Source organism: Ferrovibrio sp. GW821-FHT12D07 (genome assembly GCF_058807275.1).
Genome location: NZ_JBXAQN010000001.1, coordinates 2,168,543 through 2,194,892, shown reverse-complemented (window position 1 = coordinate 2,194,892; position 26,350 = coordinate 2,168,543). Strand labels below are relative to the sequence as shown.

Annotated in this window: 22 protein-coding genes; 5 read left to right on the top strand and 17 right to left on the bottom strand. The window is 64.1% G+C overall.

Features of this window, described 5'->3' with window-relative positions; genetic code table 11:
* Positions 1–6: 6 nt before the first annotated feature.
* Both AC1RRE_RS10870 and AC1RRE_RS10865 read right to left on the bottom strand, forming a co-directional pair.
* The gene (locus AC1RRE_RS10870; protein ID WP_492981152.1) at positions 7–1,017 is read right to left on the bottom strand and encodes a Bug family tripartite tricarboxylate transporter substrate binding protein; all 1,011 of its coding nucleotides are present in this window, start codon (positions 1,015–1,017) and stop codon (positions 7–9) included.
* Positions 1,018–1,060: 43 nt separating this feature from the next.
* Positions 1,061–2,626: a UxaA family hydrolase gene (locus AC1RRE_RS10865; RefSeq protein ID WP_492981151.1), complete on the bottom strand. Its 1,566-nt coding sequence runs from the start codon at positions 2,624–2,626 to the stop codon at positions 1,061–1,063.
* A 158-nt stretch (positions 2,627–2,784) separates the two neighbouring features.
* Here AC1RRE_RS10865 and AC1RRE_RS10860 point away from each other — a divergent pair, with 158 nt between their 5' ends.
* Positions 2,785–3,801, top strand: a complete 1,017-nt coding sequence (locus tag AC1RRE_RS10860; RefSeq protein WP_492981150.1) for a LacI family DNA-binding transcriptional regulator — start codon at positions 2,785–2,787, stop codon at positions 3,799–3,801.
* 304 nt (positions 3,802–4,105) lie between these two features.
* Positions 4,106–5,989 carry a methyl-accepting chemotaxis protein gene (locus tag AC1RRE_RS10855; RefSeq protein ID WP_492981149.1) on the top strand — a complete coding sequence of 628 codons (1,884 nt, stop codon included), beginning with the start codon at positions 4,106–4,108 and terminating at the stop codon, positions 5,987–5,989.
* A 3-nt stretch (positions 5,990–5,992) separates the two neighbouring features.
* Here the strand turns inward: AC1RRE_RS10855 and AC1RRE_RS10850 are convergent, their stop codons facing one another.
* The 3 genes from AC1RRE_RS10850 to AC1RRE_RS10840 form a co-directional block, all read right to left on the bottom strand.
* A complete protein-coding gene (locus AC1RRE_RS10850; protein WP_492981148.1) occupies positions 5,993–6,688 on the bottom strand; it encodes a trimeric intracellular cation channel family protein in 696 nt (231 codons plus the stop codon).
* Positions 6,621–8,606, bottom strand: a complete 1,986-nt coding sequence (locus AC1RRE_RS10845; protein ID WP_492981147.1) for a DEAD/DEAH box helicase — start codon at positions 8,604–8,606, stop codon at positions 6,621–6,623. The genes AC1RRE_RS10850 and AC1RRE_RS10845 overlap by 68 nt, the downstream gene beginning before the upstream one ends.
* A 153-nt stretch (positions 8,607–8,759) precedes the next feature.
* Positions 8,760–10,925 carry a hybrid sensor histidine kinase/response regulator gene (locus tag AC1RRE_RS10840; RefSeq protein WP_492981146.1) on the bottom strand — a complete coding sequence of 722 codons (2,166 nt, stop codon included), beginning with the start codon at positions 10,923–10,925 and terminating at the stop codon, positions 8,760–8,762.
* 360 nt (positions 10,926–11,285) lie between these two features.
* Here AC1RRE_RS10840 and AC1RRE_RS10835 point away from each other — a divergent pair, with 360 nt between their 5' ends.
* The gene (locus AC1RRE_RS10835; protein ID WP_492981145.1) at positions 11,286–12,212 is read left to right on the top strand and encodes a transglutaminase family protein; all 927 of its coding nucleotides are present in this window, start codon (positions 11,286–11,288) and stop codon (positions 12,210–12,212) included.
* Between the two features lie 160 nt (positions 12,213–12,372).
* Here the strand turns inward: AC1RRE_RS10835 and AC1RRE_RS10830 are convergent, their stop codons facing one another.
* Together AC1RRE_RS10830 and AC1RRE_RS10825 are read right to left on the bottom strand one after the other, a co-directional pair.
* Positions 12,373–12,849 (bottom strand): hypothetical protein, encoded by a 477-nt coding sequence (locus AC1RRE_RS10830; protein ID WP_492981144.1) that lies wholly within the window; start codon positions 12,847–12,849, stop codon positions 12,373–12,375.
* On the bottom strand, positions 12,846–13,235 hold the full coding sequence (locus tag AC1RRE_RS10825) for an acyl-CoA thioesterase (RefSeq protein ID WP_492981143.1): 390 nt from the start codon (positions 13,233–13,235) through the stop codon (positions 12,846–12,848). Before AC1RRE_RS10825 ends, AC1RRE_RS10830 begins: the two co-directional genes overlap by 4 nt.
* A gap of 104 nt (positions 13,236–13,339) precedes the next feature.
* Here AC1RRE_RS10825 and parE point away from each other — a divergent pair, with 104 nt between their 5' ends.
* Complete coding sequence (gene parE / locus AC1RRE_RS10820; RefSeq protein ID WP_492981142.1) at positions 13,340–15,307, top strand: DNA topoisomerase IV subunit B; 1,968 nt, start codon at positions 13,340–13,342, stop codon at positions 15,305–15,307.
* Here the strand turns inward: parE and AC1RRE_RS10815 are convergent.
* Both AC1RRE_RS10815 and AC1RRE_RS10810 read right to left on the bottom strand, forming a co-directional pair.
* A complete protein-coding gene (locus AC1RRE_RS10815; RefSeq protein WP_492981141.1) occupies positions 15,304–16,002 on the bottom strand; it encodes an alpha/beta fold hydrolase in 699 nt (232 codons plus the stop codon). The genes parE and AC1RRE_RS10815 overlap by 4 nt on opposite strands.
* Before the next feature lie 11 nt (positions 16,003–16,013).
* Positions 16,014–16,556 (bottom strand): hydrolase, encoded by a 543-nt coding sequence (locus tag AC1RRE_RS10810; RefSeq protein WP_492981140.1) that lies wholly within the window; start codon positions 16,554–16,556, stop codon positions 16,014–16,016.
* Positions 16,557–16,685: 129 nt separating this feature from the next.
* Between AC1RRE_RS10810 and AC1RRE_RS10805 the strand changes: the two genes are divergently transcribed.
* Positions 16,686–17,846, top strand: coding sequence for a GGDEF domain-containing protein (locus tag AC1RRE_RS10805; RefSeq protein WP_492981139.1), 1,161 nt, complete (start codon positions 16,686–16,688; stop codon positions 17,844–17,846).
* Positions 17,847–17,848: 2 nt separating this feature from the next.
* Here the strand turns inward: AC1RRE_RS10805 and AC1RRE_RS10800 are convergent, their stop codons facing one another.
* The 8 genes from AC1RRE_RS10800 to AC1RRE_RS10765 form a co-directional block, all read right to left on the bottom strand.
* Positions 17,849–18,685, bottom strand: coding sequence for a universal stress protein (locus AC1RRE_RS10800; RefSeq protein ID WP_492981138.1), 837 nt, complete (start codon positions 18,683–18,685; stop codon positions 17,849–17,851).
* Positions 18,686–18,855: 170 nt separating this feature from the next.
* On the bottom strand, positions 18,856–19,887 hold the full coding sequence (locus tag AC1RRE_RS10795; protein WP_492981137.1) for an ABC transporter ATP-binding protein: 1,032 nt from the start codon (positions 19,885–19,887) through the stop codon (positions 18,856–18,858).
* On the bottom strand, positions 19,880–20,860 hold the full coding sequence (locus AC1RRE_RS10790; RefSeq protein WP_492981136.1) for an ABC transporter ATP-binding protein: 981 nt from the start codon (positions 20,858–20,860) through the stop codon (positions 19,880–19,882). The genes AC1RRE_RS10795 and AC1RRE_RS10790 overlap by 8 nt, the downstream gene beginning before the upstream one ends.
* A gap of 5 nt (positions 20,861–20,865) precedes the next feature.
* Positions 20,866–21,789, bottom strand: coding sequence for an ABC transporter permease (locus AC1RRE_RS10785; protein ID WP_492981135.1), 924 nt, complete (start codon positions 21,787–21,789; stop codon positions 20,866–20,868).
* Positions 21,789–22,775, bottom strand: a complete 987-nt coding sequence (locus tag AC1RRE_RS10780) for an ABC transporter permease (protein ID WP_492981134.1) — start codon at positions 22,773–22,775, stop codon at positions 21,789–21,791. Before AC1RRE_RS10780 ends, AC1RRE_RS10785 begins: the two co-directional genes overlap by 1 nt.
* 68 nt (positions 22,776–22,843) lie before the next feature.
* Entirely contained in the window at positions 22,844–24,463 is a 1,620-nt protein-coding gene (locus AC1RRE_RS10775) for an ABC transporter substrate-binding protein (protein ID WP_492981133.1), read from the bottom strand.
* 220 nt (positions 24,464–24,683) lie between these two features.
* Positions 24,684–25,640: a M14 family metallopeptidase gene (locus tag AC1RRE_RS10770; protein WP_492981132.1), complete on the bottom strand. Its 957-nt coding sequence runs from the start codon at positions 25,638–25,640 to the stop codon at positions 24,684–24,686.
* 5 nt (positions 25,641–25,645) lie between these two features.
* Positions 25,646–26,332 (bottom strand): LysE family translocator, encoded by a 687-nt coding sequence (locus AC1RRE_RS10765; RefSeq protein WP_492981131.1) that lies wholly within the window; start codon positions 26,330–26,332, stop codon positions 25,646–25,648.
* Positions 26,333–26,350 lie beyond the last annotated feature (18 nt).

The window sequence follows — 26,350 nt, the reverse complement described above, 5'->3', positions numbered from 1 at the left end:
GGTTGCTCAGCTCTTGCTGAGCAGCTCCTTCAGATTCAGCCGCTCGATGATGGCTTTCTCTTCTTCGTAATTCTGCGCGACGAACTTGCGGTAATCCTCGCCATCCAGATACATCACCACCATGTCGAGGCGGTTGCAGGTTTCCGTGTGGTCTGCACTCAGCGCCGCGTTGCGGAACACCTGCCGCAGCCTGGCGGTGATCGCCGGATCGAGGCCCTTGGGCGCACCAACACCGTTGGGTGCCTGCATCACCACATTGTAGCCGCTCTCCTTCAGGGTAGGCACATCGGGGAAGCCGGCCAGGCGCTGCTCGCTCCAGGTCGCCAGCAGGCGGAAGCGGCCGTCGCGCACCAGCGGCGCCCAGCTGCTGGAATCCACCAGGATTCCCACATGGCCGCCCAGCACGCCCTGCAATGCATCGGCGCCGCCCTTGAAAGGCACATGGCTCATCTTGATCTTGGCGGCATGGGAAAATTCCTCCATGCCGATATGGGTCTGCCCCGCCACGCCCGAAGTCGCATAGGTCACGGTGTCGGGCTTGGCCTTGGCTGCCGCCACCACATCTTGGATGGTCTTGAAGCGGGAATCCGACCGCACGGCGATGCCAAATGTCTGGCCGGCCGTGCGCGCAATGAAGGTGAAGTCGCTGCGCGGGTCATGCTGGAAGCTGCCCAACTGCGAGAAGCGCGTCACGCTCAGGGGAATCTGCCCGATGGTGTAACCGTCGGGCTGCGACGTGGCGATGGCGGCCGCGCCGATCATGCCTGCCGCGCCGGCACGATTCTCCACCGTGATCGGTTGGCCCAGTTCAGCAGCCGCCACGCGGCAGAGCGCGCGCATGGTGGCATCCGCCGTGCCGCCGGCCGGCCAGGGACAGATGAAACGGATCGGGCGATTGGGATAGGCCGCCTGCGCGAAGGCAGATTGGGCCAGACCGCCCGTCGCCAGCACTGCCGCGGACGCAAGCGTTCCCGTGAGGACCTGACGCCTGTCAGGTCCCTGCATGACTTTTTTCATTGTCGTTTCCTCCGGTTTTTAGTTTTTCAGTGGCTGGTCTTCGCTACCCCACGATCCCGATCTGCCAGGGCACGAATTCGTGGTCGCCGACGCCGAGCAGTTCGCTCTTGCTCTTCTCGCCCGACGCGGTGCGCAGGATATGCTCGAAAATCTCTTGCCCCATTTCCTGCATCGAGCGGGTGCCATCGAGAATCTGGCCGCAGTTGATATCCATGTCCTCTTCAAGGCGACGGTACATCGGCGAATTGGTGGCGAGCTTCAGCGACGGCACCGGCTTGGCGCCAAAGGCCGAACCGCGGCCCGTCGTGAAGGCGATGATGTTAGCGCCGCCGGCGATCTGGCCGGTGGCCGAGCACGGGTCGTAACCGGGCGTGTCCATGATCACCAGGCCCTTGGTCTTCACCGGCTCGGCGTATTTGTAGACTTCCATGAGCGGCCCGGTGCCGCCCTTCATGGAGGAGCCGAGCGACTTCTCGAAGATGTTGGCCAGACCACCAGCCTGATTGCCCGGGCTGACCACGCCGTTGATCTGCACGTCGCGGCCCACCGCATAGACGTCCTTCCACCAGCGGATGCGCTCCACCAGCTTCTCGCCCACTTCCTGGGTGACCGCACGACGCGTCAGCGTGTGTTCGACGCCATAGAGCTCCGGCGTTTCCGACAGGATCGCGGTGCCGCCATGACGCACGAGAATGTCCATTGCCGCGCCCAGCGCCGGATTGGCGGTGATCGACGAAAAGCCGTCCGATCCGCCGCACTGCAGGCCGACCGTGATATGGCTGGCCGACACGGTGGTGCGCCTGACGTCATTTGCGGCGGGCAGGATTTTCTTTACCGCCTCGACGCCGGCCTCGATGGTCTTGCGGGTGCCGCCGGTATCCTGCATCACGAAGGTGACGAGGTTGGCGCTGCGCTCCAGCCCCTGCTCCTCCATCATGCCGCCCAGCTGGTTGCGTTCGCAGCCCAACCCGATCACCACGACGGCGGCGAGATTGGCATGGCGGATATAGCCGCCCAATGTGCGGCGTAGCAGCGCCATCGCTTCGCCGGTCATCTCCATGCCGCAGCCCAGCGCATGGCTGAAGGCCACCACGCCGTCCACATTGGGGAAATCGGCCAGGCGTTCCTCGGTGAAATGCCGCGCAACCGCATGCACAACGGTGGCCGAGCAGTTCACGGTAGAGACGATGCCGATGAAATTGCGGGTTCCGACGCGGCCATCGGGGCGCACGATGCCCTGAAAGGTCGCGCGTTCGGCCTCGGGGATCATCTCCACCGGCTTGTAGCCCTGGGCATGGGCATAGTCGCGGTCGAACTCGCGGAACTCGGTGTTATGGCCGTGCAGCATGCTGCCGACGCGGATGTCTTCGGCAGCAAAACCGACCGTGACGGCGTATTTCAGGATCGGCTCACCCTTCTTGATGTCGCGGGCGGCGATCTTGTAACCGGCCAACGTCTTGTCGCGGATCAGGAAGCCAGGATGGCGGTTGTCGCCCTCCACCGGAATGCCGGGCACCACATCGACGCGGGCAACGACCGTGTTGTCGTCGGGATGCAGGCGGATGACGGGGCCGATCAGGCGCTTGGCATGCAGGTCAATCTGGTTCATGGGGCGTGACTCGCTTCAGGGATGCTGGTCCCGGGTGCTGGCCCGGAATGTTACCGGTAACATGAACGGCGAGACTACCGCCAAAACACCGCGCTGGCTATACTCGTTTTGTGAAGAAGCCGTCGCAGAAGTCCGCCCAAAAGTTATCGCGCCCGAAAGTGGGGCCGCGTTCCGCACCTGCGAAGACGCCCACGCTGGCCGATATCGCGGCCGAGATTGGCGTCACCAAGATCACGGTCTCCCGCGCGCTCAACACGCCCGACCAGGTCTCGCCCGAGACGTTGGACAAGGTGCGCGCCGCGGTGCGCCGCATCGGTTATACCCCCAACCTGCTGGCCGGCTCGCTGTCGTCCAACCGCTCGCGGCTGATCGTGGCGCTGGTGCCCAGCATCGCTGGCGCCATGTTCACCGCGACCATGCAGAGCATCGCCGAGCATCTGCAGACCCATGGCTACCAGCTGCTGATCGGCCAGGCCGGCTATGACGATGCACGCGAGGACGAACTGCTGGCCGCCATCATCGGCCGCCGCCCCGATGGCATTATCCTCACCGGCATCGTCCATTCACCCGATGTGCGTCGCAAGCTGCGCGCCGCGCGCATTCCTGTGGTCGAGACCTGGGATCTGACCGACAAGCCGATCGACATGCTGGTCGGCTTCTCGCATCCCGCTATCGGTGCGGCGGCGGCCGAGTACCTGTACAAGCGCGGCTGCCGCCGACCGGGGATCATCTCGCCCGACGACCGCCGCGCGAAGCTGCGCGCCCAGGCCTTCAGCGATACCTTCCTGCGCCTGACCGGCAAGAAGACGCCGCTGCCGATGATGCAGGCCGCGGCCCCCACGCCGATGGGCGACGGCCGCACGGCGCTGCGCCACCTGCTGGAAGCGCATCCCGGCATCGACAGCGTCTTCTGCGGCTCCGACAACCTGGCGCTCGGCGCGCTGATCGAGGCCCGCACCCAGGGGATCGCGGTGCCGCAGCAGCTGGCCGTCATCGGCTATGGCGACCAGAGCTTCGGCAAGGATGCCGATCCGCCGCTGACCAGCATGCGCGTCGAAGGCGGCGAGATCGGCCGCATCGCGGCCGAGATGCTGGTGGCGCGCGCCCAGGGCCGCACCCCGAAGACCAGGATCGTCGATGTCGGCTTCACGCTGGTGGCACGCGACAGCGCCTGAGTCGAGATAACGGAGTCGAGTAAACGCTCCGGCCGGCAATATTGGATTCGCCCAATACTACCTATCTACCACTCGAGTACTACAACCCAAAGTAATGACCGGCATAAACCCTAAGTAATCCCTTGTACCTCAAGTCCTCCCAAATAAAACCTGAAGTAAAAAAAGCGTAAGGCACTCTTTATTTACTGATCCAGGGCGGTTTTTTCTGCGAATAATCCGCACGCCGATGATCCTCAGACTCATCGCGAACACGACCCCAGCTGGCGGGCAACGCCCCGCCGGATCAGAAAAGGATACCTCCCCGATGTTTCAGTTCTCGTCCGGCGCCGCGTCGAATGACCTGCGGGCCCAGTTCGTTGCCATCAACCGTGTGCAGGCGATCATCGAATTCACGCTGGACGGTCGCATCCTGCATGCCAACGAGAATTTCCTCGGCGCCATCGGCTACACGCTGGAAGAAATCCGCGGCCAGCATCACAGCATGTTCGTGACGCCGGACTATCGCGCCAGCGCCGAGTACCGCGCCTTCTGGGACAAGCTTGGCCGTGGCGAGTATGACGCCGGCCAGTACAAGCGCGTCGGCAAGGGCGGCAAGGAAATCTGGATCCAGGCCAGCTACAACCCGATCTTCGACAAGCGCGGCCGCGCCTACAAGGTCGTCAAGTTCGCCACGGATATCACCGAACAAAAGCGCCTGATCGCCGACTACGAGGGCCAGATCGACGCCATCGGCAAGTCGCAGGCGGTGATCGAGTTCAATCTCGACGGCACCATCATCCGCGCCAACCCGAATTTCCTCAACACGCTCGGCTATACGCTGGACGAGGTGAAGGGCAAGCATCACGGCCTGTTCGTCGAGCCCGGCTATCGCGAGGGCGCCGAGTACAAGGCCTTCTGGGCCAAGCTCGGCAAGGGCGAGTTCGACGCCGGCCAGTACAAGCGCATCGGCAAGGGCGGCAAGGAAGTCTGGATCCAGGCCAGCTACAACCCGATCATGGATGCCAGCGGGCGCCCCTATAAGGTTGTCAAATACGCCACCGATATCACCGCGCAGACCAAGGCCGCGCAGATCATGCAGCAGGCCGTGCACCAGGTGCAGGCCGTGGTGAATGCCACCCGCGCCAATGATCTGACCCAGCGCATCGATCTCGCCGGCAAGGATGGCGACATCCGCACGCTGTGCAGCGGCGTCAACGACCTGGTCGACGCCATGACCGGCGTGATCGGCAGCATCCGCGAGGCCGCGACCACCATCGCCGCCGCCTCGGGCGAGATTTCCGCCGGCAGCCAGGATCTGGCCCAGCGCACGGAAAGCCAGGCCGCGGCCATCGAGGAAACCGCCGCCTCGATGCACGAGATCACGGCAACCGTGAAGCAGAATGCCGACAATGCCCAGGCCGCCAACCAGCTGGCGACCGCTGCCCGCGACACCGCCGAAAAGGGCGGCAGCGTGGTGGCCGATGCAGTGACGGCCGTGACGCAGATCGAAGCCAGTGCGCAGAAGATCAGCGACATCATCGGCCTGATCGACGAGATCGCCTTCCAGACCAACCTGCTCGCCTTGAATGCTTCGGTCGAAGCGGCACGCGCCGGTGAAGCCGGTAAGGGCTTTGCCGTCGTCGCGCAGGAAGTCCGCTCGCTCGCCCAGCGCTCGGCCAATGCATCGAAGGACATCAAGGCGCTGATCTCGACCTCGAACAGCCAGGTCAAGACCGGTGCGGCGCTGGTCAACCAGGCCGGCAACTCGCTGACCGAGATTGTCGGCGCCATCAAGAAGGTGTCGGATATCGTGGCCGAGATCGCCGCGGCTTCGCGCGAGCAGGCCACCGGCCTCGAGCAGATCAACGGCGCGGTCGCCAGCATGGACGAGATGACCCAGCGCAACGGCGCCCTGGTGGAAGAGACCAGCGCCTCAGCGCAGTCGCTCTCCAGCCAGGCCGAAGAACTGTCGCATCTGGTGCAGCGTTACCGCATCGCCGGCGGTGCGGCGTCCGTGCCGCGTGCCGTCGCGCCCTCTCCCGCTGCCGCTGCCCGTCCGGCGCTGAAGATTGTGCAAAGCCGTCCGGCCGCCGCGCCGGCGGCGCGCGCCGCCAAACCCGCTCCGGTCAGGACAGCCCCGAAGCCGATGCCGGTATCGGCCGGCGCGCCGCCCGCCGGCGCCGCCGATGGCGAGTGGGAGGAATTCTAGGACCTAGCGCTTCGGCGCATCATCACCGGTCTGCGCCACGGCGATCTGCCAGTTCCGGCGGATCGCCAGCACGCGGATGGCAAAGCACAGCAACCCGCCCAGGATGATGCTGGCGTGGAACGGTGCGCCGAGCAGGTCGCCGGCCACCACCACGACAGCGCCGGCCAGTGCCGCCACCGCGTAGACCTCGGCGCGCAGCACGGTGGGAATTTCCGCCAGCATGATATCGCGCGCCATGCCGCCGCCGATGCCGCTGAGCACGCCCAGCATCACCGCCGCCAGCGGATTGAGGCCGTAGATCAGCGCCTTCTGCGCGCCCAGCACGGCAAACAGCGCCAGTCCGGCCGCATCGAACAGCTGCACCGGATGCTTCAGTTTCTCGACCAGCCTGTACTGGAAAAACACGATCAACGCGGCAGTGCCGGCGATCACCGGATAGGCCCAGTCGCGGATCGCCACCGGCGGCAACGCGCCGATCAGCAGGTCGCGCAGAATCCCGCCGGCAGACGCCGCCGCAAAACCGAGAACCAGCACACCGAACAGATCGAGCCGTCGCCGCACGCCGGCGGTGGCGCCGCTCAGCGCAAAGACGAAGGTGCCGACATAGTCGAACAGCGTGAGCAGCAGGCGATCAGTCCTTTTTGCGCTCCGGCTTTTTCTTCCAGGCCGGACGGTCCGATCCTGCCGGATTGCCCGCACCTTCCGCAACCGGCTTCTTGAAATCGGGTTTGTAGGGACGGCTGGTATTGCCATCCCAGGGCTTCTTGGCGCCGAACTCTTTCTTGCCGCCGAAGTCCTTCTTGTCCCCGAATTCCTTCTTGCCGAAGCCGGGCTTCTTGCCGGCCCATTCCTTCTTTTCGCCGAAGGTGGCGGCATTCTTCTCACCGAACTCCTTGCGGGTGAAGCCGCCGGCTTTCTTGCCCGTCCAGGGCTTCTTGCCGCCATCGCCCTCTTGCGCGGTCTCGCCGGCAACGCCGGGCGCACCTTCAAGGCGCGTGATGGTGATCTGCTTCTCGCCGGTGCCTTCGCGCGCGATCTGGTCGGCAAAGCGCTGGGCGACAGCCGCCGTGATCTCGAACTGGCTTTCGGTATGGAAGATCTTGATCGAGCCGACATCCTTGCGGGTGACATGGCCGACGCGGCAGATCAGCGGCAGCAGCCAGCGCGGCTCGGCATTCTGCTTGTGGCCGGCGGTGATGCGGAACCACACGCCATTGCCGCCGGCGAAATCGTCGCGCGACTTGCGCGGCCGGTCGCCACGGTCATTGAAGGCCGAGGGCGCTTCCGAGCCCACATCCAGCAGCTCTTCCGGCGCCGGCTGCTTGCCCTGATGCAGGCGCAGGAAGGCGGTCGCCACCTTCTCCGCCCCATGCTTGGCCAGCAAGGCGGCGGCGAATTCTTGTTCCTCGGGCGTCGCTTCGGCCTGGAAACTCTCGTCGTTCATGATGCGCTTGCGGTCGACGGCCTGGATTTCGGCAGCCGACGGCGGCTGCGCCCACTTGGCGTCGATATTGGCTTCCTGCAGCAGGCGCTGGATGCCGCGACGGCGGTTATGCGGCACCAGCAGCGCGCAGATGCCCTTGTTGCCCGCGCGGCCGGTACGACCCGACCGATGCAGCAGCGCCTCGCGGTTGGTCGGCAGGTCGGCATGCACCACCAGCTCCAGGCCCGGCAGGTCGATGCCGCGCGCCGCCACGTCGGTGGCAACGCAGATGCGGGCCCGGCCGTCGCGCATGGCCTGCAGCGCATGGGTGCGCTCGTTCTGGCTCAGCTCACCCGACAACGCCACCACGCCGAAACCGCGATTGGACAGCCGCGCCGTCAGATGCGTCACCGCCATGCGGGTGCCGCAGAAGATGATGGCGCTCTTGGCATCGTGGAAACGCAGCACGTTGATGATAGCGTTTTCGCGCTCGTTCGGAGCCACCATCAGCGCGCGGTATTCGATATCCACATGCTGTTCACGCTCCGACGTCGTCGAGATGCGGATCGCATCCTTCTGGAACCGCTTGGCCAGCTGGGCGATCGGCTTGGACACCGTGGCCGAGAACATCAGGGTGCGGCGTTCGGGCGCAGCGGCGTCGAGAATGAATTCCAGGTCCTCGCGGAAGCCTAGGTCCAGCATCTCGTCGGCTTCGTCCAGCACCACGGCGCGCAGGCCGCTGATGTCGAGCGCGCCGCGTTCAATATGATCGCGCAAGCGGCCCGGCGTGCCGACCACGATATGTGCGCCGGCATTCAGCGCCTGGCGCTCGGTGCGCATATCCATGCCGCCGACGCAGGAGACAACCTTGGCGCCGGTCGGCGCATAGAGCCATTCCAGTTCGCGGCAGACCTGCAGCGCCAGTTCGCGCGTCGGCGCGATGGCCAGCGCCAGCGGCGGCATCCAGTTGCCGCGGCGCTGCGGCTCGAAGCCGTCCGAGCCCTGCAGCAGGGTCGGTGCGATATTGAGGCCGAAGGCGACGGTCTTGCCCGAACCGGTCTGGGCCGAGACCAGCAGGTCGGCCTCGGCGTGTTCGGGGGCGAGTACGGCCGTTTGAACGGGCGTGAGCGTGGTATAGCCGCGCTGCGTCAACGCCTGCGCCAGCGGCGGAATCACGCCTGCAAATTCAGTCATAGCAATGTCTTTCAGGAGATGAGGGTCGGCACATGCGCAGCGGCCCACCCAGCAGTCTTTGGGCCGATCAGGGAATGGCGATCATCCTGCGCCGGCCCTGCGGGGCGCTTTGTAGGCCCCGTCCGCCGATCCGTCAACGCGTAAAGCCCGGTTTTACGCCGCTTTGCGGATATTCGCCGAGATCGTCCGCAACAATGTGGCGGGATCGATCGGCTTGGCGACATGACCGTTCATGCCGGCATTGCGGCAGCGTGTGATTTCCTCGGCCATGGCGCTGGCGGTCAGGGCCACCACCGGGGTGCTGCATTTGGGTTCGGGCAGCGCCCGGATGCAGACCGTTGCCTGCAGCCCGTCCATCACCGGCATGTTGAGGTCCATCAGGATCAGGTCGAAATCCTCGGATGCCAGCTTCTGCAGGGCTTCCTCGCCGCTGGCCGCATCGACCACGGTGTTGCCGCTCGGCGCCAGCAGCGCCGAGACCAGACGGCGGTTGGTGCGGTTGTCGTCCACCACTAGAATCTTGCCGGTGCGCAGCGACGTCTCCACCGCTGCTTCCACTTCGACCTCGGCGGCAACGGCCACCTCGGTGAACAGCAGCGTGAACCAGAAGGTGCTGCCCACTTCATGCTGCGAGGACACACCGATGTTGCCGCCCATCATTTCGACCAGGCGCTTGCAGATGGTCAGCCCCAGGCCGGTGCCGCCGAAACGGCGACCCACGGTGGAGTCCACCTGGGTGAAGCTCTGGAACAGCAACGGCATGTCGGCCTCGCGAATGCCCACGCCGGTATCGGTGATGGCGAAGCGCAGCGAACAGCGTGCATCAGCGCTGGCCTCGACGCTGACCGACAGCGTCACATGGCCTTCGGTGGTGAACTTCACCGCATTGCCGACCAGATTGATCAGCACCTGGCGCAGGCGCGTCGGATCGGCCAGCACGCGGTCCGGCGCGCGATCGTCATAGCGCAGGTGCAGAGCCAGCCCCTTGGCGTCGGCAGTCGGGCGATTCAGCGCGATCACGTCATCGACCAGGTGACGCAGGTCTGTCTCCACGGATTCCAGCGTGATCTTGCCGGCTTCCATCTTGGAATAGTCGAGGATGTCGTTGACGATGCCCAGCAGGCTGGTGGCGGAATCCGAGATGATGCCGGCGTAACCTTTCGCCTTCTCGTTCAGGTCGAGATCGGACAGCAGCTTGGAATAGCCGATCACGCCATTCATCGGTGTGCGCAGCTCATGGCTCATGATGGCGAGGAATTCCGATTTGGCGCGGCTTGCCTCTTCGGCCTCGGTGCGGGCAGCGATCAGCATGCGTTCGCGCTGTTCGCCGCGATACAGGCTGCGCGCCAGCAGAATGCCGCCCAGCAACAGCGCGCCGGCCGTCAGCAGCATGATGCCGCCGCCGAAGATGGAATTGCGCCGCCAGGTATACAGAATTTCCTCATGGGCGAAGCTGAGGCCAACTACAAGCACGCTGCGCGGAATGCGGCGATAGCTCATCACGCGCTTTTTGCCATCGTAGCTGCTGCGGATATGCGTGGTGCCCGCCCGGCCCTGCGCCAGCAGCGCGCCCATCGCAGCAGGCGACGTCACCTGCCGGCCGGTCGTCGTTTCATCGAATGGCGTACGGATCATCAGGATGCCATCATCGTAGACGATGAAGAACGAACCGGTCTCACCCAGCGACAGCGATGTATAAAGCTTGACGAAATGATCGAGGTCGAGGCGCGCCGCCACGATGCCGAGGAATGTACCGTCATCGGCGGAGACCCGGCGCGAGGCAAGAATGGTGGGGCGCTGGGTCACCGTCGACACGAAGGGATGCGAGATATGCATCCGGTTGGTCTTGTTATTGGCATGAAACAGGAAGGACTCGCGCTGCGAGACATCCAGGCCGGCAGTGGCGCCGACCGAGCTCAGGACACGCAGGCCGTCACTGTCATAGGTCGCGATCGACGTGATCCCTGAAGCATTGCCATAGATGATTTCCATCTCATCGAGCATGTTTTCGGTGATCAGTTGCCGGCCGGCCAGCACGGGCTTCGACACCCGGGCGCTTTCCAGCAGGGTACGGTCCACCGCTTCCAGGGTGCGGCTCAGATGGGCGGCGGCCAGCTCGGACAGGTTCTGCGTGCGATGTTCGTAATCCGAGATCACCAGATCATGACGGCGCACGATCTCGACGGTGGTCAGGCCAATCAGGAAGAAAGCCAGAAAAGACGTCAGCCCCAGCACCACGCCGCCGCGACCGCGCCAGAAGCCCTGCCGACGCAGCAGATGGCGCAGGGATAATTTGGCAAACAGGCGATGGATCGACATGGCTCGTCTCCAGTTGATGGAGCCAGCTTCCGCCGATTCTGCCGGAAAAGCAGGTTGAAAGCCGATAAGGCAAAGCCATCCCGAACGAGGTATCTGTAAAATAACATCCAGGATTCCGGCGGAAAAGCTGGAGAATTCCTCCAGCGGCTTGTGTACGGACGAATAGCCTTGCGCCGCATGCCCGCGAGGCAGATGGTGATCGGCAATTCCTGCAATCGACACTCCGAGGAGCGAAACGGCCGGCGATACGCCTGACCGAAGGACATTGCCCATGACCAGCCGCAGCACCCAGACCGCTCTCACCTTCCGCCTGGCAGCCGCCCATGTCGCCGACGCCACCAGATCTGGACGCCGGGCCTGATGCTGCTGCACATCCATCACCGCACAACGTATCTCTACCGCCAGCCGGTGAGCTTGGAGGCGCATCGATTGATGCTGCGGCCGCGTGAGAGCGCCGCCAATCAGTTGCTGGCCTTCACGGTGGAAACCACACCGCCCAGCCTGGTGAGCTGGAGCGAAGACGTCTATGGCAACGTCATTGCCAGCGCGATGCCGCTCTGGCCGTCCGACACCCTCACCATCGACAGCCGCCTGCGCATCCTGCATCACGCCGATGACCAGATCGGCCCTGCTCCCCTGTTCGGCACGGATGCTGCCGGCCAGGGCGGCCTGCCCTACCCGTTCCGCCACAGCGATAGCGACTGGACAGCACTGGGACAGATGGCGCGGCCGCAATATGCCGATCCCGACAGCACGCTGCTGCACTGGACCCAGGCCTATATCGCGCCGCTGCCGACTGATGCGCTGTCGATGTTGCGCGACCTGAATGCCGGCATCGCCGACCGTATCCGGTACCAGAGCCGCGACGCCGAGGGCACGCAGACGCCGCTGGAAACCCTGGCGCGCGGCTGGGGCACCTGCCGCGATCTCGCGGTGCTGTTCGCCGATGTGGTGCGCTGGCTCGGTTTCGGCGCGCGGCTGATCTCGGGCTATCTCTACAATCCGCAGCGCGACGGCCTCGACGATGCTGGCGCTGGCGAAGGCGCCACCCATTGCTGGGTCGAGGTCTACCTGCCCGGCAACGGCTGGATCGCCTTCGATCCCACACATAAAACTCATGGCGGCCACGGTCTGGTGCCGGTGGCCATCGGCTGCCGCATCGAAGACCTGACGCCGATCCAGGGCAGTTTCACCGGCTGGTCGGATGACTACATTGGTATGCGCGTGGGCGTGACGGTCACCAGCGCGCCGGCAACCCAGGCCTTCGACGGGGTGCGGATGGGGTAGGCGGGACCAGCCGGTCTTGAGCCCACCTCATATTCATGATATGTTCCCATTAAGAACTCATGTTCTCGCCCAGCGGGAGCAAGTCCAATGAATACACCCGTGTAACCAGAAACGAAGCAAAACGAAGCGTTGTGAAGAGGTGCGAAGGCACCCGAAACGGTCAGCCGGCCTTGGCGACCCGCAGGAAGACCTCGCCCACCAGCAGATGGGTGATGTCGCCGCCCTTCTCACTCTGGCCGGCGCCATCATCGAGCGGCAGCAGCAGGCGGTCGTATTGCAGGATCTTCGGCCCGTCCCAGCGCGTGATGCTGACATGGAAGGCGCCGCGTTCCTCGCAGGTCAGGTCGAAATGCTGGCGCACCACCGGCCGTGTCTCGATGGTCACACCATCGGGGCCCGCCACCAGGGCGGCCGTGCGGCGGTAGCCCTCGCCCATCGCCAGGTAGGGATAGCGGCCATCGCCGCTGACCTCGACCACGGCCAGGTCGGCGACGCCGGGCAAGGTGCGCAGGTCGGGCAGCGCGGCGAAGGCGGCCATGGCGCGCTTGCCACGCGCATCGTCATACCAGGCCTTCAGCGCGATCAGCGCCGGCGCGACAATCTCGTCGGCCGCCCAATGCCGCTTGCCGTTTGTCATTCTGTCGGTACCGGTCGCGGTCGGCCGTTCTCGTCGATGGCCACATAGGTGTAGACGCCCTCGGTCACCCTGATTTCGGCGGGATCGAGGCGACGCGCCACGATGGTCTCCAGCTTGATCGCCATCGAGGTGCGGCCGACGCGCAGCACGCTGCCATAGATCGAGACCACGTCGCCGACCTTGATCGGCTGGTGGAAGGTCATCGCATCCACCGCCACGGTGACGACGCGGCCCTGCGCGCGGCGCGCGGCGACGATGCCGCCGGCGATGTCCATCTGGCTCAGCACCCAGCCGCCGAAGATGTCGCCGTTGCCGTTCATGTCGGCCGGCATCGGGGCGCTGCGGATGACCGGTTCGCCTCTGGATTTCTGCGCCGATTCGGTCATCTCTGCTCCTGACTTTGTCACTGTATGTTGGTTGTATCCCGCCTGCGCCCTACTATACTGCGGCCCAACAACGAGTCACCCCTTAATCCGAATCCGTGAATAGAATGAACGACTTGTTCCAACAGGGAAGCAAGGGCGGCAGCGATTACACCGCCAAGGACATCGAGGTTCTCGAGGGTCTGGAGCCCGTGCGCCGCCGGCCCGGCATGTATATCGGCGGCACCGACGAACGCGCACTCCACCACCTGTTTGCCGAAGTGCTCGACAACTCGATGGACGAGGCCGTCGCCGGCCACGCCGACCGTATCGAGGTTGCGTTGCAGGGCGATGGCAGCCTGCAGGTGGGCGACAACGGCCGCGGCATCCCGATCGACCGCCACCCCAAGTTCAAGGACAAGTCGGCGCTCGAGGTCATCCTCACCACGCTGCATTCGGGCGGCAAGTTTTCGTCCAAGGTCTATTCCACCGCCGGCGGTCTGCATGGCGTCGGCATCTCGGTGGTGAACGCGCTGTCGGATCGCCTCATCGTGGAAGTGGCGCGAGAGAAGGAACTCTGGCGCCAGGAATATTCGCGCGGCACGCCGCAGGGCAAGCTGGTCAAGGTCGGCGCCGCCCCCAATCGTCGCGGCACGGTGGTGACCTTCCATCCCGACGAACAGATCTTCGGCAAGGGTGCGCATTTCCGCCCTGCCCGCCTGTTCAAGATGGCGCGCTCCAAGGCCTATCTCTATCCGGGCGTGAAAATCCTGTGGAAGTGCGATCCCGAACTGCTCAAGGGCGACGAGATCACGCCGCAAGAGGCCGTGCTGCATTTCCCCGGCGGCCTGCAGGACTATCTGAACGAGCAGCTGGAAGGCCAGCAGACCGTGACGCCGACGCCGTTCGCCGGCCGTGCGGCGCTGGGCGGCGAACGCGGCCAGGTCGAATGGGCCATCCACTGGCCGCAGGATATCGATGAAGGCTGGCTGCAGTCCTACTGCAACACGGTGACGACGCCCGATGGCGGCACGCATGAGGCCGGCTTCCGCTCGGCCCTGATGCGCGGCCTGAAGGACTATGCCGAGCTGACCAACAACAAGAAGGCATCGCAGATCACCGCCGACGACATCCTACTCGCCGGCACCGCGATGCTGTCGCTGTTCATCAAGGACCCGCAGTTCCAGGGCCAGACCAAAGACAAGCTGGTCACGGTGGAAGCGCAGAAGCTGGTTGAAGTGGCGATCAAGGATCACTTCGATCACTGGCTTGCCGGCGCGCCGCAGCATGCCAATGCGCTGCTCACCCGCCTGATCGAACGCGCCGAGGATCGCCTGCGCCGCCGCGCCGAGAAGGATGTCAGCCGCAAGTCGGCCACCCGCAAGCTGCGTCTTCCTGGAAAACTCGCGGACTGCTCCGACGAAGCCGCCAACGGTTCGGAACTCTTCATCGTCGAGGGTGACTCGGCGGGCGGTTCCGCCAAGCAGGCGCGCGACCGCCGCACGCAGGCTGTGTTGCCGTTGCGCGGCAAGATCCTGAACGTGGCCTCAGCCGGTTCGGACAAGCTCGCCGCCAACCAGGAGCTGGCCGATCTGATCCAGGCGCTGGGCTGCGGTACGCGCGGCAAGTATCGCGATGAAGACCTGCGCTACGACAAGGTCATCATCATGACAGATGCCGATGTCGACGGCGCGCATATCGCATCCCTGCTGATGACGTTCTTCTTCCGCGAGATGCCGAAGCTGATCGAGCATGGCCATCTCTATCTGGCGCAGCCGCCGCTCTACCGCCTCAGCCAGGGCGGCAAGACCTTCTACGCCATGGACGACGCCGACAAGGACAAGCTGATCAAGCAGCATTTCGGCACCCGCAAGGTGGAAATCAGCCGCTTCAAAGGCCTGGGCGAAATGCCGCCCGCGCAGCTGAAGGAAACCACCATGACGCGGAAGAACCGCGTGCTGTTGCGGGTTTCGGTGCCGGTCGAGGAAGTGAAAGAGTCGGAAGACCTGGTCGAACGCCTGATGGGCCGCAAGCCGGAGCTGCGCTTCCAGTTCATCCAGGAACGCGCTGCCTTCGCCACCGATATCGACGTCTAGGCGTTAAGCCATTCCTTGAAGGCATTGGCTGTCTGGTTGGGATGTTCCATCGGCGGCAGATGACCGCAATTGTCGATGATCACCTGCTTCGCATGGGGGATCAGCGACGCCATCTCGTCATGTAGTTCCAGCGGCGTCAGCGCATCCTGGCGACCGCAGAGCACCAGCGCCGGCACCTTGTAGCCCTTCAGGTCGGCACGCCCGTCCACCCGGTTGATGATCGCAGTCTGCTGCTGGGTGAAGCCCTCGCGGCCGATCGCCTCGGCCATGGCAATCAGCCGGCCGGTCAGCGCTTCGTCCTTCTGTTTGTCGGGGTGCAGAAGCAGCGGGATCAGCTGCGGCGTGATGCCCTTGAAACGGCCGATCTGGCTCAGGTGAATGAGGCCGCGGCGACGCTCTGTCTGCTCGGGCGTATCGGCGCGGCTGGAGGTATCCATCAGGCAGATGCGCGTCACCCGCTGCGGCGCCTGCCGCATGATCTCCTGCGCGATATAGCCGCCCATCGACAGGCCACAGAGCGCGAATGTTTCCGGCGCCTCGGCCAGCACCAGCCGCGCCATGTCACTGAAATTGTCCTGATGGAAGTGGCTGGTCGGCAGGATGCACTGTGCGACATCGGAGAGTCGCGCCACCTGCTCGCGCCAGAAATCCTCGGTCAGCAGCAGGCCGGGAAGCAGGACCAGGGGCTGGCGCATGATGAACCCTTCTACTTGATAAGGCGCGACAGCGCCTTGAACTGCGGATGTGCGGCCGATCCCAGCCATTCGAACAGGCACATTTCGGTGGTGACCAGCATGACGCCGGCCTGCGCCATGCGCTGCTGCGCGACGACGACGCTCTCGGCCTGCCGCGAAGAGATGGCGTCGGTCACCACGGCCACGCGCCGACCAGCCGCCGCCATGCCGATGGCGGTCTGCAACACGCAGACATGTGCCTCGATACCGGCGATCACGGTCAGCGGTCGCGCCTGTGCGGTAATATGCGCGCGCACCGACGGTTCGTCCCAGGCGGAAAAATGCATCTTCTCCAGAACCGCCGCATCGCCGGCTTCGGCCTTGATCCCGGAAACCGTGGATCCCAGCCCTTTCGGATACTGTTCGGTAATGACGCAGGGTATGTCCAGCGCGCGGGCTGCCTGCAGCAGGATGCCGGTATTATGCAACACGCGCGCACCATCCTGCATCACCGGCAGCAGGCGTTCCTGGATATCGACGACAACGAACAGGCTATCGGGTGCGGAGAGCAGCATGGACATATCTGTAAGGTTGAAACCGAGGATATAGCCGCCGCCTTCCGAATGCCAAGCCGCAGGGCGTCCCGACATTGCTTTTTCAACGCATCCCGGTGCAGAATTCGTCGTCTTACCTCAGTAGATTTCATGCATCTGGACACACTCACCGTCAGCTTCATCACAGTTCTTGTGCTGTTTCTGGAATCCGCCATCCTTGCAGCATTGTGGGTGATCCATCGCGGCATGCGCGGCATCGCGTTCTGGGCCGCAGGTACAATGGTAATTTCGATCGGCGTTCTGGGCATCTATCTGCGCGGCAGCCTGCCGCCCACGGTTTCGATCATCGTCGTCAACCTGATGATCCATTCAGGCCTGATCCTGACCTGGCTGGGCATAGAAGCATTCTTCAATCGCCCGCTGCCCTATCGCTGGGGCCTGATCATTCTCGCCCTGTCGGCCACCGGCCTGCTCTACTTCACCTTCATCGACACGGCCGCACGCCCCCGCATCATCTTCCTGATGTGCATCAGCGCCCTGCTGGCGGGACTGCGCGCCTATGGCCTGGTGCGCGACCTGAGTCCGGCAACGCGCTTTTCCCAAATTCTCGCCGCCACGCCGATCTCCCTGCAGGGGCTGTTCAGCCTGACCCTTGCCATCGCCGCATGGTGGCTGCCGCCATCGGGAGAGGCCATCACGCAGGTCTCGATTTCGGGCTGGATATTCCTGATCCCGATGCTGCTGTCGATTGCCGTGGTGTTCACCGCCGTCCTGCTGGTCAACCAGACCCTGGCGGCGCAGTTGCAGGATGCTGCGCGGCAGGACGCCCTCACCGGTGCACTGGCCCGGCGGGCGCTGGAGGAAGCCGGCGACGTGGAGGTTGCCCGCAGCCGGCGCCATGGCACGGCGCTGAGCATGCTGATGCTGGATATCGACCACTTCAAGCTGATCAACGATCAGTATGGCCATCCGGCAGGCGATACGGTGCTGCGGCAGTTTTCCGACACGGTCCGGCGCTGCCTGCGGCGCGAAGACCTGTTCGGCCGGTTCGGCGGTGAGGAATTCTGCGCCCTGCTTCCCAGCACGCCGATCGAAGGCGCCCTGCATCTGGCCGAGCGCATCCGCGCCGCCATCGCCGAACTGGGCATCGACGCGGGCGGCCATACCCTGTCGATCCAGGTGAGCATCGGCGTCGCCACTTTTGGCACCCATGGTGCCGTATGGCCCGATGTCATCCGGCAGGCCGACGCCGCGCTTTACACCGCCAAGCGAGCCGGCCGCAATCGCGTCGTGGTCGCGACCGCGCCCTAAGTTCAGTTACTCAGCAATACCGGCAGCGTCATGTTGCCCAGCACGGTTTCGGTCACGCCGCCGAACACCATTTCGCGCAGCCGCGAATGACCGAAAGCGCCCATCACCATCAGGTCGCAGGTGCGGCTCTGCGCTTCGGCCAGCAGGGCCAGGCCGACCTTGGTGCCGTTGCTGTTGATGATCGCCGTTTCCAACCGCAGGCCGTGACGCTGCATATGGCCGGCGATCTCGGCGATCGGCGTGCGGCCCTTGCGTTCGGCCCCGATGGTGACGATATGCACGACCTCGGCGCCACGCAGCAGCGGCATCGCATCGTGCAGCGCGCGCGCCGCCTCACGCTTGCCATTCCAGGCGACCAGCACCCGGCGGCCGACATCGGTCACCGCACCGGCATGCGGCACGGCAAGAATGGGACGACCGGCCTGCAACGCCAGTTCATGCGGCAGCACGTCTGTCCCATAAGGGATCGCGGCCGGATCGGAGGGATTGGGATCGGGCTGGCCGACCAGGGCGATGTCGCTGGCGCGACTGGCCAGACGCAGTGCTTCCACCGGCGCCATGTCACTGCTGAGCCAGCGATGCTCAATGCCCGCATCGGCGCAGGTGGCGAGGAATTCCTCCTTGGCGCTGCCTGAGGATTTCTGCGCCTCGTCCATCTGCTTCTGGATCAGTTCTGTCGGGATATACTCGCCCATGTAATAGGGCACATTCGGTGGCGGCACCGTGTAGAGGCCGCTGACCCGCGCGCCGAAGCGCCGCGCCATGGCAATAGCCAGTTGTGTCCGCGCCATGTTGCGCGGGTCGAGTGTCAGATGCACCAGGATATCGCGGTAACTCATCGCCCGGCCTCCTCGTTATGGCCGTGCCGCATTCCCCCTGCGGCTTCGGCCGTTATTATCGGAAGTGCTGATGATTACGCCAAACGGCACAACTCTCCGTCCCTGCCCATGACTGTAGGCAGGACCGGGGTCCGAGACAAGCAGGTCTAGATGGGGCGAATCAGGCTGCTTTATGCAGCAGCCTGAGCTTTCCACGGCGGCAGGCGATTTTCCTCGACCGCATGGCAGGCCACGGCGCCACCCTCAACGGCAATCGCCTTGGGGATTTCGCGGCGGCATCGTTCGTTCGCCAACGGACAGCGCGGATGGAAGCTGCAGCCCGGCGGCGGATTGAGCGGGCTCGGCACCTCGCCCGCCACCGGCGTGCGCTGGCGACCGGTCATACCCAGATCAGGGATCGCATCCAGCAGCATGCGCGTATAGGGATGCAGCGGACGCGAGAACAGCGTCTTGGTATCGGCCCATTCGACCAGACGGCCGAGATACATCACGCCGACCTTGTCCGAGACGTGATACACGACGGCGAGATTATGGCTGATGAACAGATAGGTCAGGCCGAGATTGCGCTGCAGATCCTTCATCAGGTTGAGAATCTGCGCCTGCACGGACACATCGAGCGCCGATGTCGGTTCGTCGCAGACCAGGAATTCCGGCTCGCCAGCAAGCGCACGCGCGATCGAGATGCGCTGGCGCTGACCGCCGGAGAATTCATGCGGATACTTGCGCGCATCCAGCGGCGACAGGCCGACCTGGCTCAGCAGCTCGCCCACCCGCTTCTCGACGGCAGCCTTGCCGCTCAGCAGTTTGCGGAAGCGCAGCGGTTCGGCGACGATCTTGCCCACGCGCCAGCGCGGATTGAGCGATGCATAAGGATCCTGGAAGATCATCTGCATGCGGCCCTGGATGTCAGGGTGCTTCGAACGCTCGACGGCCGAGCCAATCTCGACGCCTTCGAAATTGACCGAGCCGTCGCTCGGCTCGTAGAGGCCGACGATCAGCCGGGCAACAGTGGACTTGCCGCAGCCCGACTCACCCACCAGGCTGAAGGTCTCGCCCTTGTTGATCGAGAAGCTGACGCCATCGACGGCGCGCACGATGCTCTTGCCCTTGCGCTCCAGGATGCGGTTCAGCCAGGGCGCCGACACATCGAAGACGCGCTTCAGGGCAGTGACGGTCAGCATGGGAACAGAGACCTTAGACATGGGCCTTCTCCTCCACCAGCCAGCAGGCCGCGTGACTCCCGCCCGTTGGCATCGGTTCAGGCCGGTCGCGGAAACAACGGTCGAAAGCCTTGGGGCAGCGCGGATTGAAGGCGCAGCCCTTCGGAATGGCATTCAGGCGCGGCATCGACCCGTCAATCTGGGTCAGGCGCTCGACCTTGCCCGCCATCGACGGGATCGCGCCCATCAGACCGACGGTATAGGGATGACGCGGACGCTGGATCACGTCCTGCACCGGACCGATCTCGGCGATGCGACCGGCATACATGACGGCGACGCGGTCGGCGGTCTCGGCGATGACGCCCATGTCATGGGTCACCAGCATGACCGCCGTGCCGTGTTCGCGGCACAGGCGCTTGAGCAACTGGATGATCTGCGCCTGGATCGAGACGTCCAGCGCGGTGGTCGGCTCGTCGGCGATGATCAGCTTGGGCTCGGCCGCCAGCGCCAGCGCGATCACCACGCGCTGCCGCATGCCGCCGGAGAACTGGTGCGGATAGCTGTCGATGCGCTCCGATGCCGAGGGGATGCCGACATCCTCCAGCAGCTTGATCGCCCGCGCCCGCGCCTGCTCCTGATTCATCGGCAGATGCGTGAGGATGGTTTCGACCAGCTGGTCGCCGATCTTATAGAGCGGGTTCAGGCTGGTCAGCGGATCCTGGAAGATCGCGCCGATCTGGCGGCCGCGAATCTTGCGCATCTCGTGATAAGGCAGGTTATCGATGCGGCGGCCATCGAGGCGGATTTCGCCGCCGGCGATACGGCCCGGCGGTTCCAGCAGGCCGATGATGGCCGCACCGGTCATGGACTTTCCGGCACCGGACTCGCCCACCACGCCCAGCACTTCGCCGGCCGAGATGGCCAGCGACACATCGTCGACGGCCACAAGGGTGCCGCGCCGGGTCGGGAACTCGACACGCAGGTTATCAACTTCAAGCAGCTTCGGGCTGGTCATGGCAATTACCGGAGCTTCGGATTGAGAGCGTCGCGCAGCCAGTCACCCAGCAGGTTGACCGACAACACGAGAATGGCAAGCGCCCCGCCCGGGAAGATGGCGATCCACCATTCACCCGAGAACAGGAACTTCTGGCCAATATTGATCAACGTGCCGAGCGAGGGCTGGGTCGGCGGCAGGCCGACACCGAGGAAGCTGAGCGTCGCTTCCGTGATGATGGCCAGCGCCAGGTTGATGGTGGCGATCACCAGCACCGGGCCCAGCACGTTGGGCAGCACATGGCGCAGCGCGATCAGCGGACCCGGCAGGCCGATCACGCGAGCCGCCTGTACATATTCCTTGTTCTTTTCGACCAGCACCGAGCCGCGCACGGTGCGGGCATATTGAACCCAGAAGCTGAGACCGATGGCGACGACCAGCACCACCAGCGCCGAGTTGTCACGACGGTCGTTGCCGAGCAGGCCACGGCTGACACCGTCGACCAGCATGGCGATCAGGATGGCGGGGAAAGACAGCTGCACATCCGCGACGCGCATGATCAGTGCATCCACCGCGCCGCCGAGATACCCGGCGAGCAGACCGAGCGAGATGCCGAGCACCATGGCGAAGATGACGGCCAGGAAGCCGACCAGCAGCGAGGTGCGCGAGCCGTACATGATGGTGGAGAAAACGTCGCGGCCCTGGTCGTCGGTGCCAAGCAGGTACTTCGTCGAGCCGCCCTCGCCCCAAGCCGGTGGCAGGAAGGCATCCGACAGCTCAAGCGACGCGAGGTCGAAGGGGTTATGGGGCGCGATCAGCGGCGCGCCGATGGCCGCCACGAAATAGATCACGGTGATGGCGGCCGAGGTCATGATCAGCTTGGAGCGGGTGAAGCTCCAGAACAGGTCGCTGTCGATGATGCCGCGCCAGGCGGCAGCAATGCTGGCCATCACTTGCCCCCCGACTTGCCGCTCTGTGCGCGCAGGCGCGGGTCGACCACGAAATACAGGCTGTCGACGATCAGGTTGATCAGCACGAACAGGAAGCCGATCAGCACCAGGTAGGTGGCCATGACCGGGATGTCGACGGCGATCACCGACTGCAGGAACAGCAGCCCCATGCCGGGCCAGGAGAAGACCGTCTCGGTGATGATGGCAAAGGCGATGATGGCGCCAAGCTGAAGCCCGGTGATGGTGATGACCGGCACCAGCGTGTTCTTCAGCGCATGGCCGAAATGCACGGCGCGATTGGACAGGCCGCGGGCACGGGCGAACTTGATGTAGTCAGTGCGCAGCACTTCCAGCATTTCAGACCGCACCAGGCGCATGATCAGCGTCATCTGGAACAGGCCAAGCGTGATCGACGGCAGGATGATGGCCCGCCAGCCGCTGAAGGTGAGGAAACCAGTGGTCCAGAAGCCGATCCGCACCGTGTCGCCGCGCCCGAAGCTGGGCAGCCAGCCGAGGATGACAGCGAAGATCCAAATGAGAAGGATGCCGATCAGGAAGGTCGGCAGAGAAATGCCGACCAGCGACACCGTCATCATGGTGCGGCTCAGCCAGTGGGTTGGATAGAGACCGGAGAACACGCCCATCGGAATGCCGGCCGCCAGCGCGAAGACGGCGGCGATCAGGCTGAGTTCCAGCGTAGCGGGCAGACGGTCGATGATCATGCGGCCCACCGGCTCGGTGGTGCGATAGCTCAGGCCGAAGTTGCCCTGCACGGCGTTGGCGACATAACGCGCGAAACGGACCGGCGTCGGGTCATCCAGACCCAGCGACTTGCGCAGTTCGATACGCGCTTCGGCGGGCAGGTCCTGGCCGGCCATGATCGCAATCGGATCGCCGACGAAGTTGAACATGGTAAACGCAATAAAGGCGACCGCCAGCATGACGAGGGCGGATTGCACGATACGACGGATAATGAACGCAAGCATGGGGCTGGTCTGGTCAAAAAATGCGTGGCGCGGCCCGAGGCATCCCGGGCCGCGCCACTGATGTCAGATTACTTGACCTTGACGAAACGCAGCGGGAAGTAATTGTCCGCCGGCTGATGCAGTTCGACAGAGTCCTTGGCAGCCCAGACAACATACTGCTGGTGCAGCGGGATCACGCCGAAGTCTTCGACGTAAAGCTTGGTCGCTTCCTTGACCATCGCCTCACGCTTCGCCTTGTCGGTCTCCTGCTCCATCTTGTCGGCCAGCTCGTCGAGCTTCTTGTTCGAATAGCCACCGGCGTTGAACAGGCCCTTCTTGGTGGCGGCAGACGGGGTCTGCAGCAGCGACTCAATGACGTTGTGCACGTCATAGGTCGAGGCCGGCGACCAGCCGAGCATGTACATGCCGATCTGCGGCGACTTCTCGATGTCGGAAGCCGTGCGCAGAATCTGGGCGAAGTACTTCGCGCGGGTCTGGGCAACCAGGTTCACCTTGACGCCCACCTTGGCCAGCATGGCCACAGCGGCGCGGCAGATCGCTTCATCGTTGACGTAGCGGTCGTTCGGGCAGTCGAGACGAACCTCAAAGCCGTTCGGATAGCCGGCTTCGGCCAGCAGCTTCTTCGACAGTTCCGGATCGAACTTCGGACGGACGTCCAGATCCTTGTCGTAGCCGTTCAGGCCGGTGCCGACCATGAGGGCGCTGGGACGCGACTGGTTGCGCATGACGGTACGCTTGATCGCCTCGACGTCGATGGCGCGATAGAACGCTTCGCGGACCTTCTTGTCCTTGAAGGGGTTCTTGCCCTTGACGTTCGACTCCGGCAGCTCGTCGAGCTGCTGGTTGAAGCCGAAGAAAACGATGCGGGTTTCCGGGCCTTCGATGACGCGGCGACCGGCAGTCTTCTTGATGCGGTCAACGTCCTGCGGCGGCACGGTGTAAATCATGTCCACTTCGCCCGACAGTAGAGCCGCCACGCGGGTCGCTTCGTTGGCGACGCGCTGGAAGATCACTTCCGTCAGGTTGTGCTCAGGCTTGTCCCACCAGGTGCCGTTCGGCTCCAGGATGGTGCGCACGTCCGGCTCGCGCAGCTTCAGCTTGAAGGCGCCGGTGCCGTTGGCGTTACGGGTGGCGAAGTTTTCTTCGTTCTTCGTCATGTCCGCGGTCTGGAGCGAGCCATTCTTCTCGGACCAGATCTTCGACATGATGCCGATCTGAACCATCTTGTCGTTCAGTAGCGGATCCGGGTACTTGGTCTCGACTTCGACCGTCAGGTCGTCGACCTTGCGGACTTCCTTGAACGAGGTGAAGTTGCCGGCAACGTTCGAACCCTTGTCCATCGCGCGCTTGTAGGAGAACACGACGTCATCGGCGGTGAACGGTTCGCCGCCATGGAACTTGACGTTCGGGCGCAGAGTCCAGCGCCACACGGTCGGGCTCGGCTGCTCGACCTTGGTGGCCAGCGCGGGCTGCAGCTTCAGCTCGCGGTCACGACGGAACAGCGGCTCGTAGATGTTGGCGTTGAAGCTGAGCAGGAACGTCTCGTTACGGGCGTACGGGTCCATCGAATTGACGTCGCCGTCATTGGCCCATTTGAACGTCTTGGCTGAGCCCGGCTGAGCGCCGAGCAGAGCGATCGTAGCAACTGCCGCGATCAACGCGACCTTGGTAAACTTGCCTCGCTGCATAGTCCCCTGTTCCTTCTCCCAACGAAGAATTTGAAGCCCTGTTTTTCGGGCTGATGTTCCACCGGCCCCCCTGTTAAGGGCCTGGCGTTGCCCGGATCATAGGGCTGCGGACGTATATACGTCTACACCTGACTGTAAAAACATCATGCCGAAAAAACCGTCCTGTTGCATGACCTTAAGGCAGTGCGGACGGACCAATACGGACCATAAGTCCGCGGGGTTATTGGAGCCGGCGGGCGAAAGACACCACATCCCTGCCCGTCACGATGCGCCGTGCCGGCATGATGATGGCGCAGCCTTCGGGCGGCGTGCGGATCACATCGTCGCCATCGGTGGCGATAACGGTGTTTCCCGGCAATTCCTCGAAGCCGACGAGCGGCATGGTAAACCGGAACTGGTTGGTCTTCGCCACCATGACGTCAAGAATTTCATAACGTCTCGGCGCACCCGTCTCGGCTTTATATTGCGCCGCAAGATCGGGAGAAATCTGGCCGAAAAAGTCGAGGAAGCGCATCGTCGTCGCAATCGCCAGCTCGCCAGCCGAATGTTCGAAATGCTGGCCGCATTCCACCACGATGGCCAGCGGCGCCGCGGCGGGATCGCCGAAAGGACCGTATTGCAGCAGCGGCTTGCCCGGATGCTTCACGCCTGGCAGCACCACGTGGTGCAGCGGCGAATGCAGATGCCGGGTCAGCGGCTGCAGCTTGTCGTGGCCTTCCAGCACCAGCATCGGCGGCACGGCATAGGAGGTCGAATGGATGTCGAGCAGCGCATCGGCCTCGGCATAGATGTGGCGCAGGGCGCGGGCGCGCTGCACATCCACCGTGGCATCGGGGCCTTCCAGCGTGGCGGCATCCCAGACACGGTTGAAGTCGCGTTCGACATAGCGCGATTCAAACGGCTTGGCCGCATCGAAGCGGTGATAGGCCTCCACATTGGCGAAGGAGAGCGTCAGCTTGCCGCGCAGCGGCCGGATTCCCGTCTCCAGCAGATGCGTCACCGCGATCATGCCGCAGAATTCATTGCCATGGGTCAGCGCGTTGACGATGACATGCGGTCCCGGCCGGCCGGAATCGAACGTGTGCACATAATCGACGCCGCGATTGCCGATCCGATACGCGCTCAGGTCTTTCTGCTTGAGTTCGATCGGCGGCAGGGCCGCATGCTGGTCCGTCATAATCATCAACCTCTGAACAGGAATGCACTACCAAGGCCGTAAAGGCCGAAGCCCAAGATCAGCAAGCCGGACAGGCCGTTGATCCAGCGCAGGCCGCCGTTGTTGAGACGGTGGCGGAACGCGCCCGCCAGTGCGGCCAGCGACAGCCACCAGAAAGACGAGCCCACGAAGACGCCGAGCACCAGCCAGGCAGCCATCTCGTTGGAGAGGCCGAAGCTGCCGATGCCAAAGAAGGCGAAGATGCCGAGGAAGGCAACGATGGTGATGGGATTCGTCGCGGTCAGCACGAAGGTGGAGACCAGGCCGGCGATCAAGCCGTCGCGCTTCACGGAAACAGCTTCAGCCTGCGGCGGCGGATGCAGGGCGGCGCGCAGCATGCGCCAGGCCATGAACAGCAGGAACAGGCCGCCGATGATGCGGAAGGATTGCTGGTGTGCTTCGAGCCAGCCCGAGATCAGGCTGAGGCCGAAGGCGGCGATGCAGCCATACAGCGCATCGGCCATCGCGGCGCCCAGACCAGCCGAGAGGCCAGCCATGCGACCTTCCATCAGGGTCTTCTGCACACAGAGCACACCCACCGGGCCAACGGGTGCGGCGATGATAAATCCCGCCAGGGCGCCTTTTCCCAGCATCAGCAGGATGTCCCACACTGTCTTGCGCTCCCGAAACTCTACGGCTTGCGGCTGTAGCATGGGCCTGCTGCGCCGTAA

Bases quoted from the DNA above. Each gene is read 5' to 3' on its own strand.
- AC1RRE_RS10780 (WP_492981134.1), bottom strand. From the start codon at position 22,775: ATGCTTGCGTTCATTATCCGTCGTATCGTGCAATCCGCCCTCGTCATG.
- AC1RRE_RS10795 (WP_492981137.1), bottom strand. From the start codon at position 19,887: ATGTCTAAGGTCTCTGTTCCCATGCTGACCGTCACTGCCCTGAAGCGC.
- AC1RRE_RS10825 (WP_492981143.1), bottom strand. From the start codon at position 13,235: ATGACCGAATCGGCGCAGAAATCCAGAGGCGAACCGGTCATCCGCAGC.
- AC1RRE_RS10775 (WP_492981133.1), bottom strand. From the start codon at position 24,463: ATGCAGCGAGGCAAGTTTACCAAGGTCGCGTTGATCGCGGCAGTTGCT.
- AC1RRE_RS10810 (WP_492981140.1), bottom strand. From the start codon at position 16,556: ATGCTGCTCTCCGCACCCGATAGCCTGTTCGTTGTCGTCGATATCCAG.
- AC1RRE_RS10770 (WP_492981132.1), bottom strand. From the start codon at position 25,640: ATGACGGACCAGCATGCGGCCCTGCCGCCGATCGAACTCAAGCAGAAA.
- AC1RRE_RS10835 (WP_492981145.1), top strand. From the start codon at position 11,286: ATGCTGCTGCACATCCATCACCGCACAACGTATCTCTACCGCCAGCCG.
- AC1RRE_RS10785 (WP_492981135.1), bottom strand. From the start codon at position 21,789: ATGGCCAGCATTGCTGCCGCCTGGCGCGGCATCATCGACAGCGACCTG.
- AC1RRE_RS10765 (WP_492981131.1), bottom strand. From the start codon at position 26,332: ATGCTACAGCCGCAAGCCGTAGAGTTTCGGGAGCGCAAGACAGTGTGG.
- AC1RRE_RS10845 (WP_492981147.1), bottom strand. From the start codon at position 8,606: ATGACTGAATTTGCAGGCGTGATTCCGCCGCTGGCGCAGGCGTTGACG.
- AC1RRE_RS10815 (WP_492981141.1), bottom strand. From the start codon at position 16,002: ATGCGCCAGCCCCTGGTCCTGCTTCCCGGCCTGCTGCTGACCGAGGAT.
- AC1RRE_RS10855 (WP_492981149.1), top strand. From the start codon at position 4,106: ATGTTTCAGTTCTCGTCCGGCGCCGCGTCGAATGACCTGCGGGCCCAG.
- AC1RRE_RS10830 (WP_492981144.1), bottom strand. From the start codon at position 12,849: ATGACAAACGGCAAGCGGCATTGGGCGGCCGACGAGATTGTCGCGCCG.
- AC1RRE_RS10790 (WP_492981136.1), bottom strand. From the start codon at position 20,860: ATGACCAGCCCGAAGCTGCTTGAAGTTGATAACCTGCGTGTCGAGTTC.
- AC1RRE_RS10865 (WP_492981151.1), bottom strand. From the start codon at position 2,626: ATGAACCAGATTGACCTGCATGCCAAGCGCCTGATCGGCCCCGTCATC.
- AC1RRE_RS10870 (WP_492981152.1), bottom strand. From the start codon at position 1,017: ATGAAAAAAGTCATGCAGGGACCTGACAGGCGTCAGGTCCTCACGGGA.
- parE (WP_492981142.1), top strand. From the start codon at position 13,340: ATGAACGACTTGTTCCAACAGGGAAGCAAGGGCGGCAGCGATTACACC.
- AC1RRE_RS10805 (WP_492981139.1), top strand. From the start codon at position 16,686: ATGCATCTGGACACACTCACCGTCAGCTTCATCACAGTTCTTGTGCTG.
- AC1RRE_RS10800 (WP_492981138.1), bottom strand. From the start codon at position 18,685: ATGAGTTACCGCGATATCCTGGTGCATCTGACACTCGACCCGCGCAAC.
- AC1RRE_RS10840 (WP_492981146.1), bottom strand. From the start codon at position 10,925: ATGTCGATCCATCGCCTGTTTGCCAAATTATCCCTGCGCCATCTGCTG.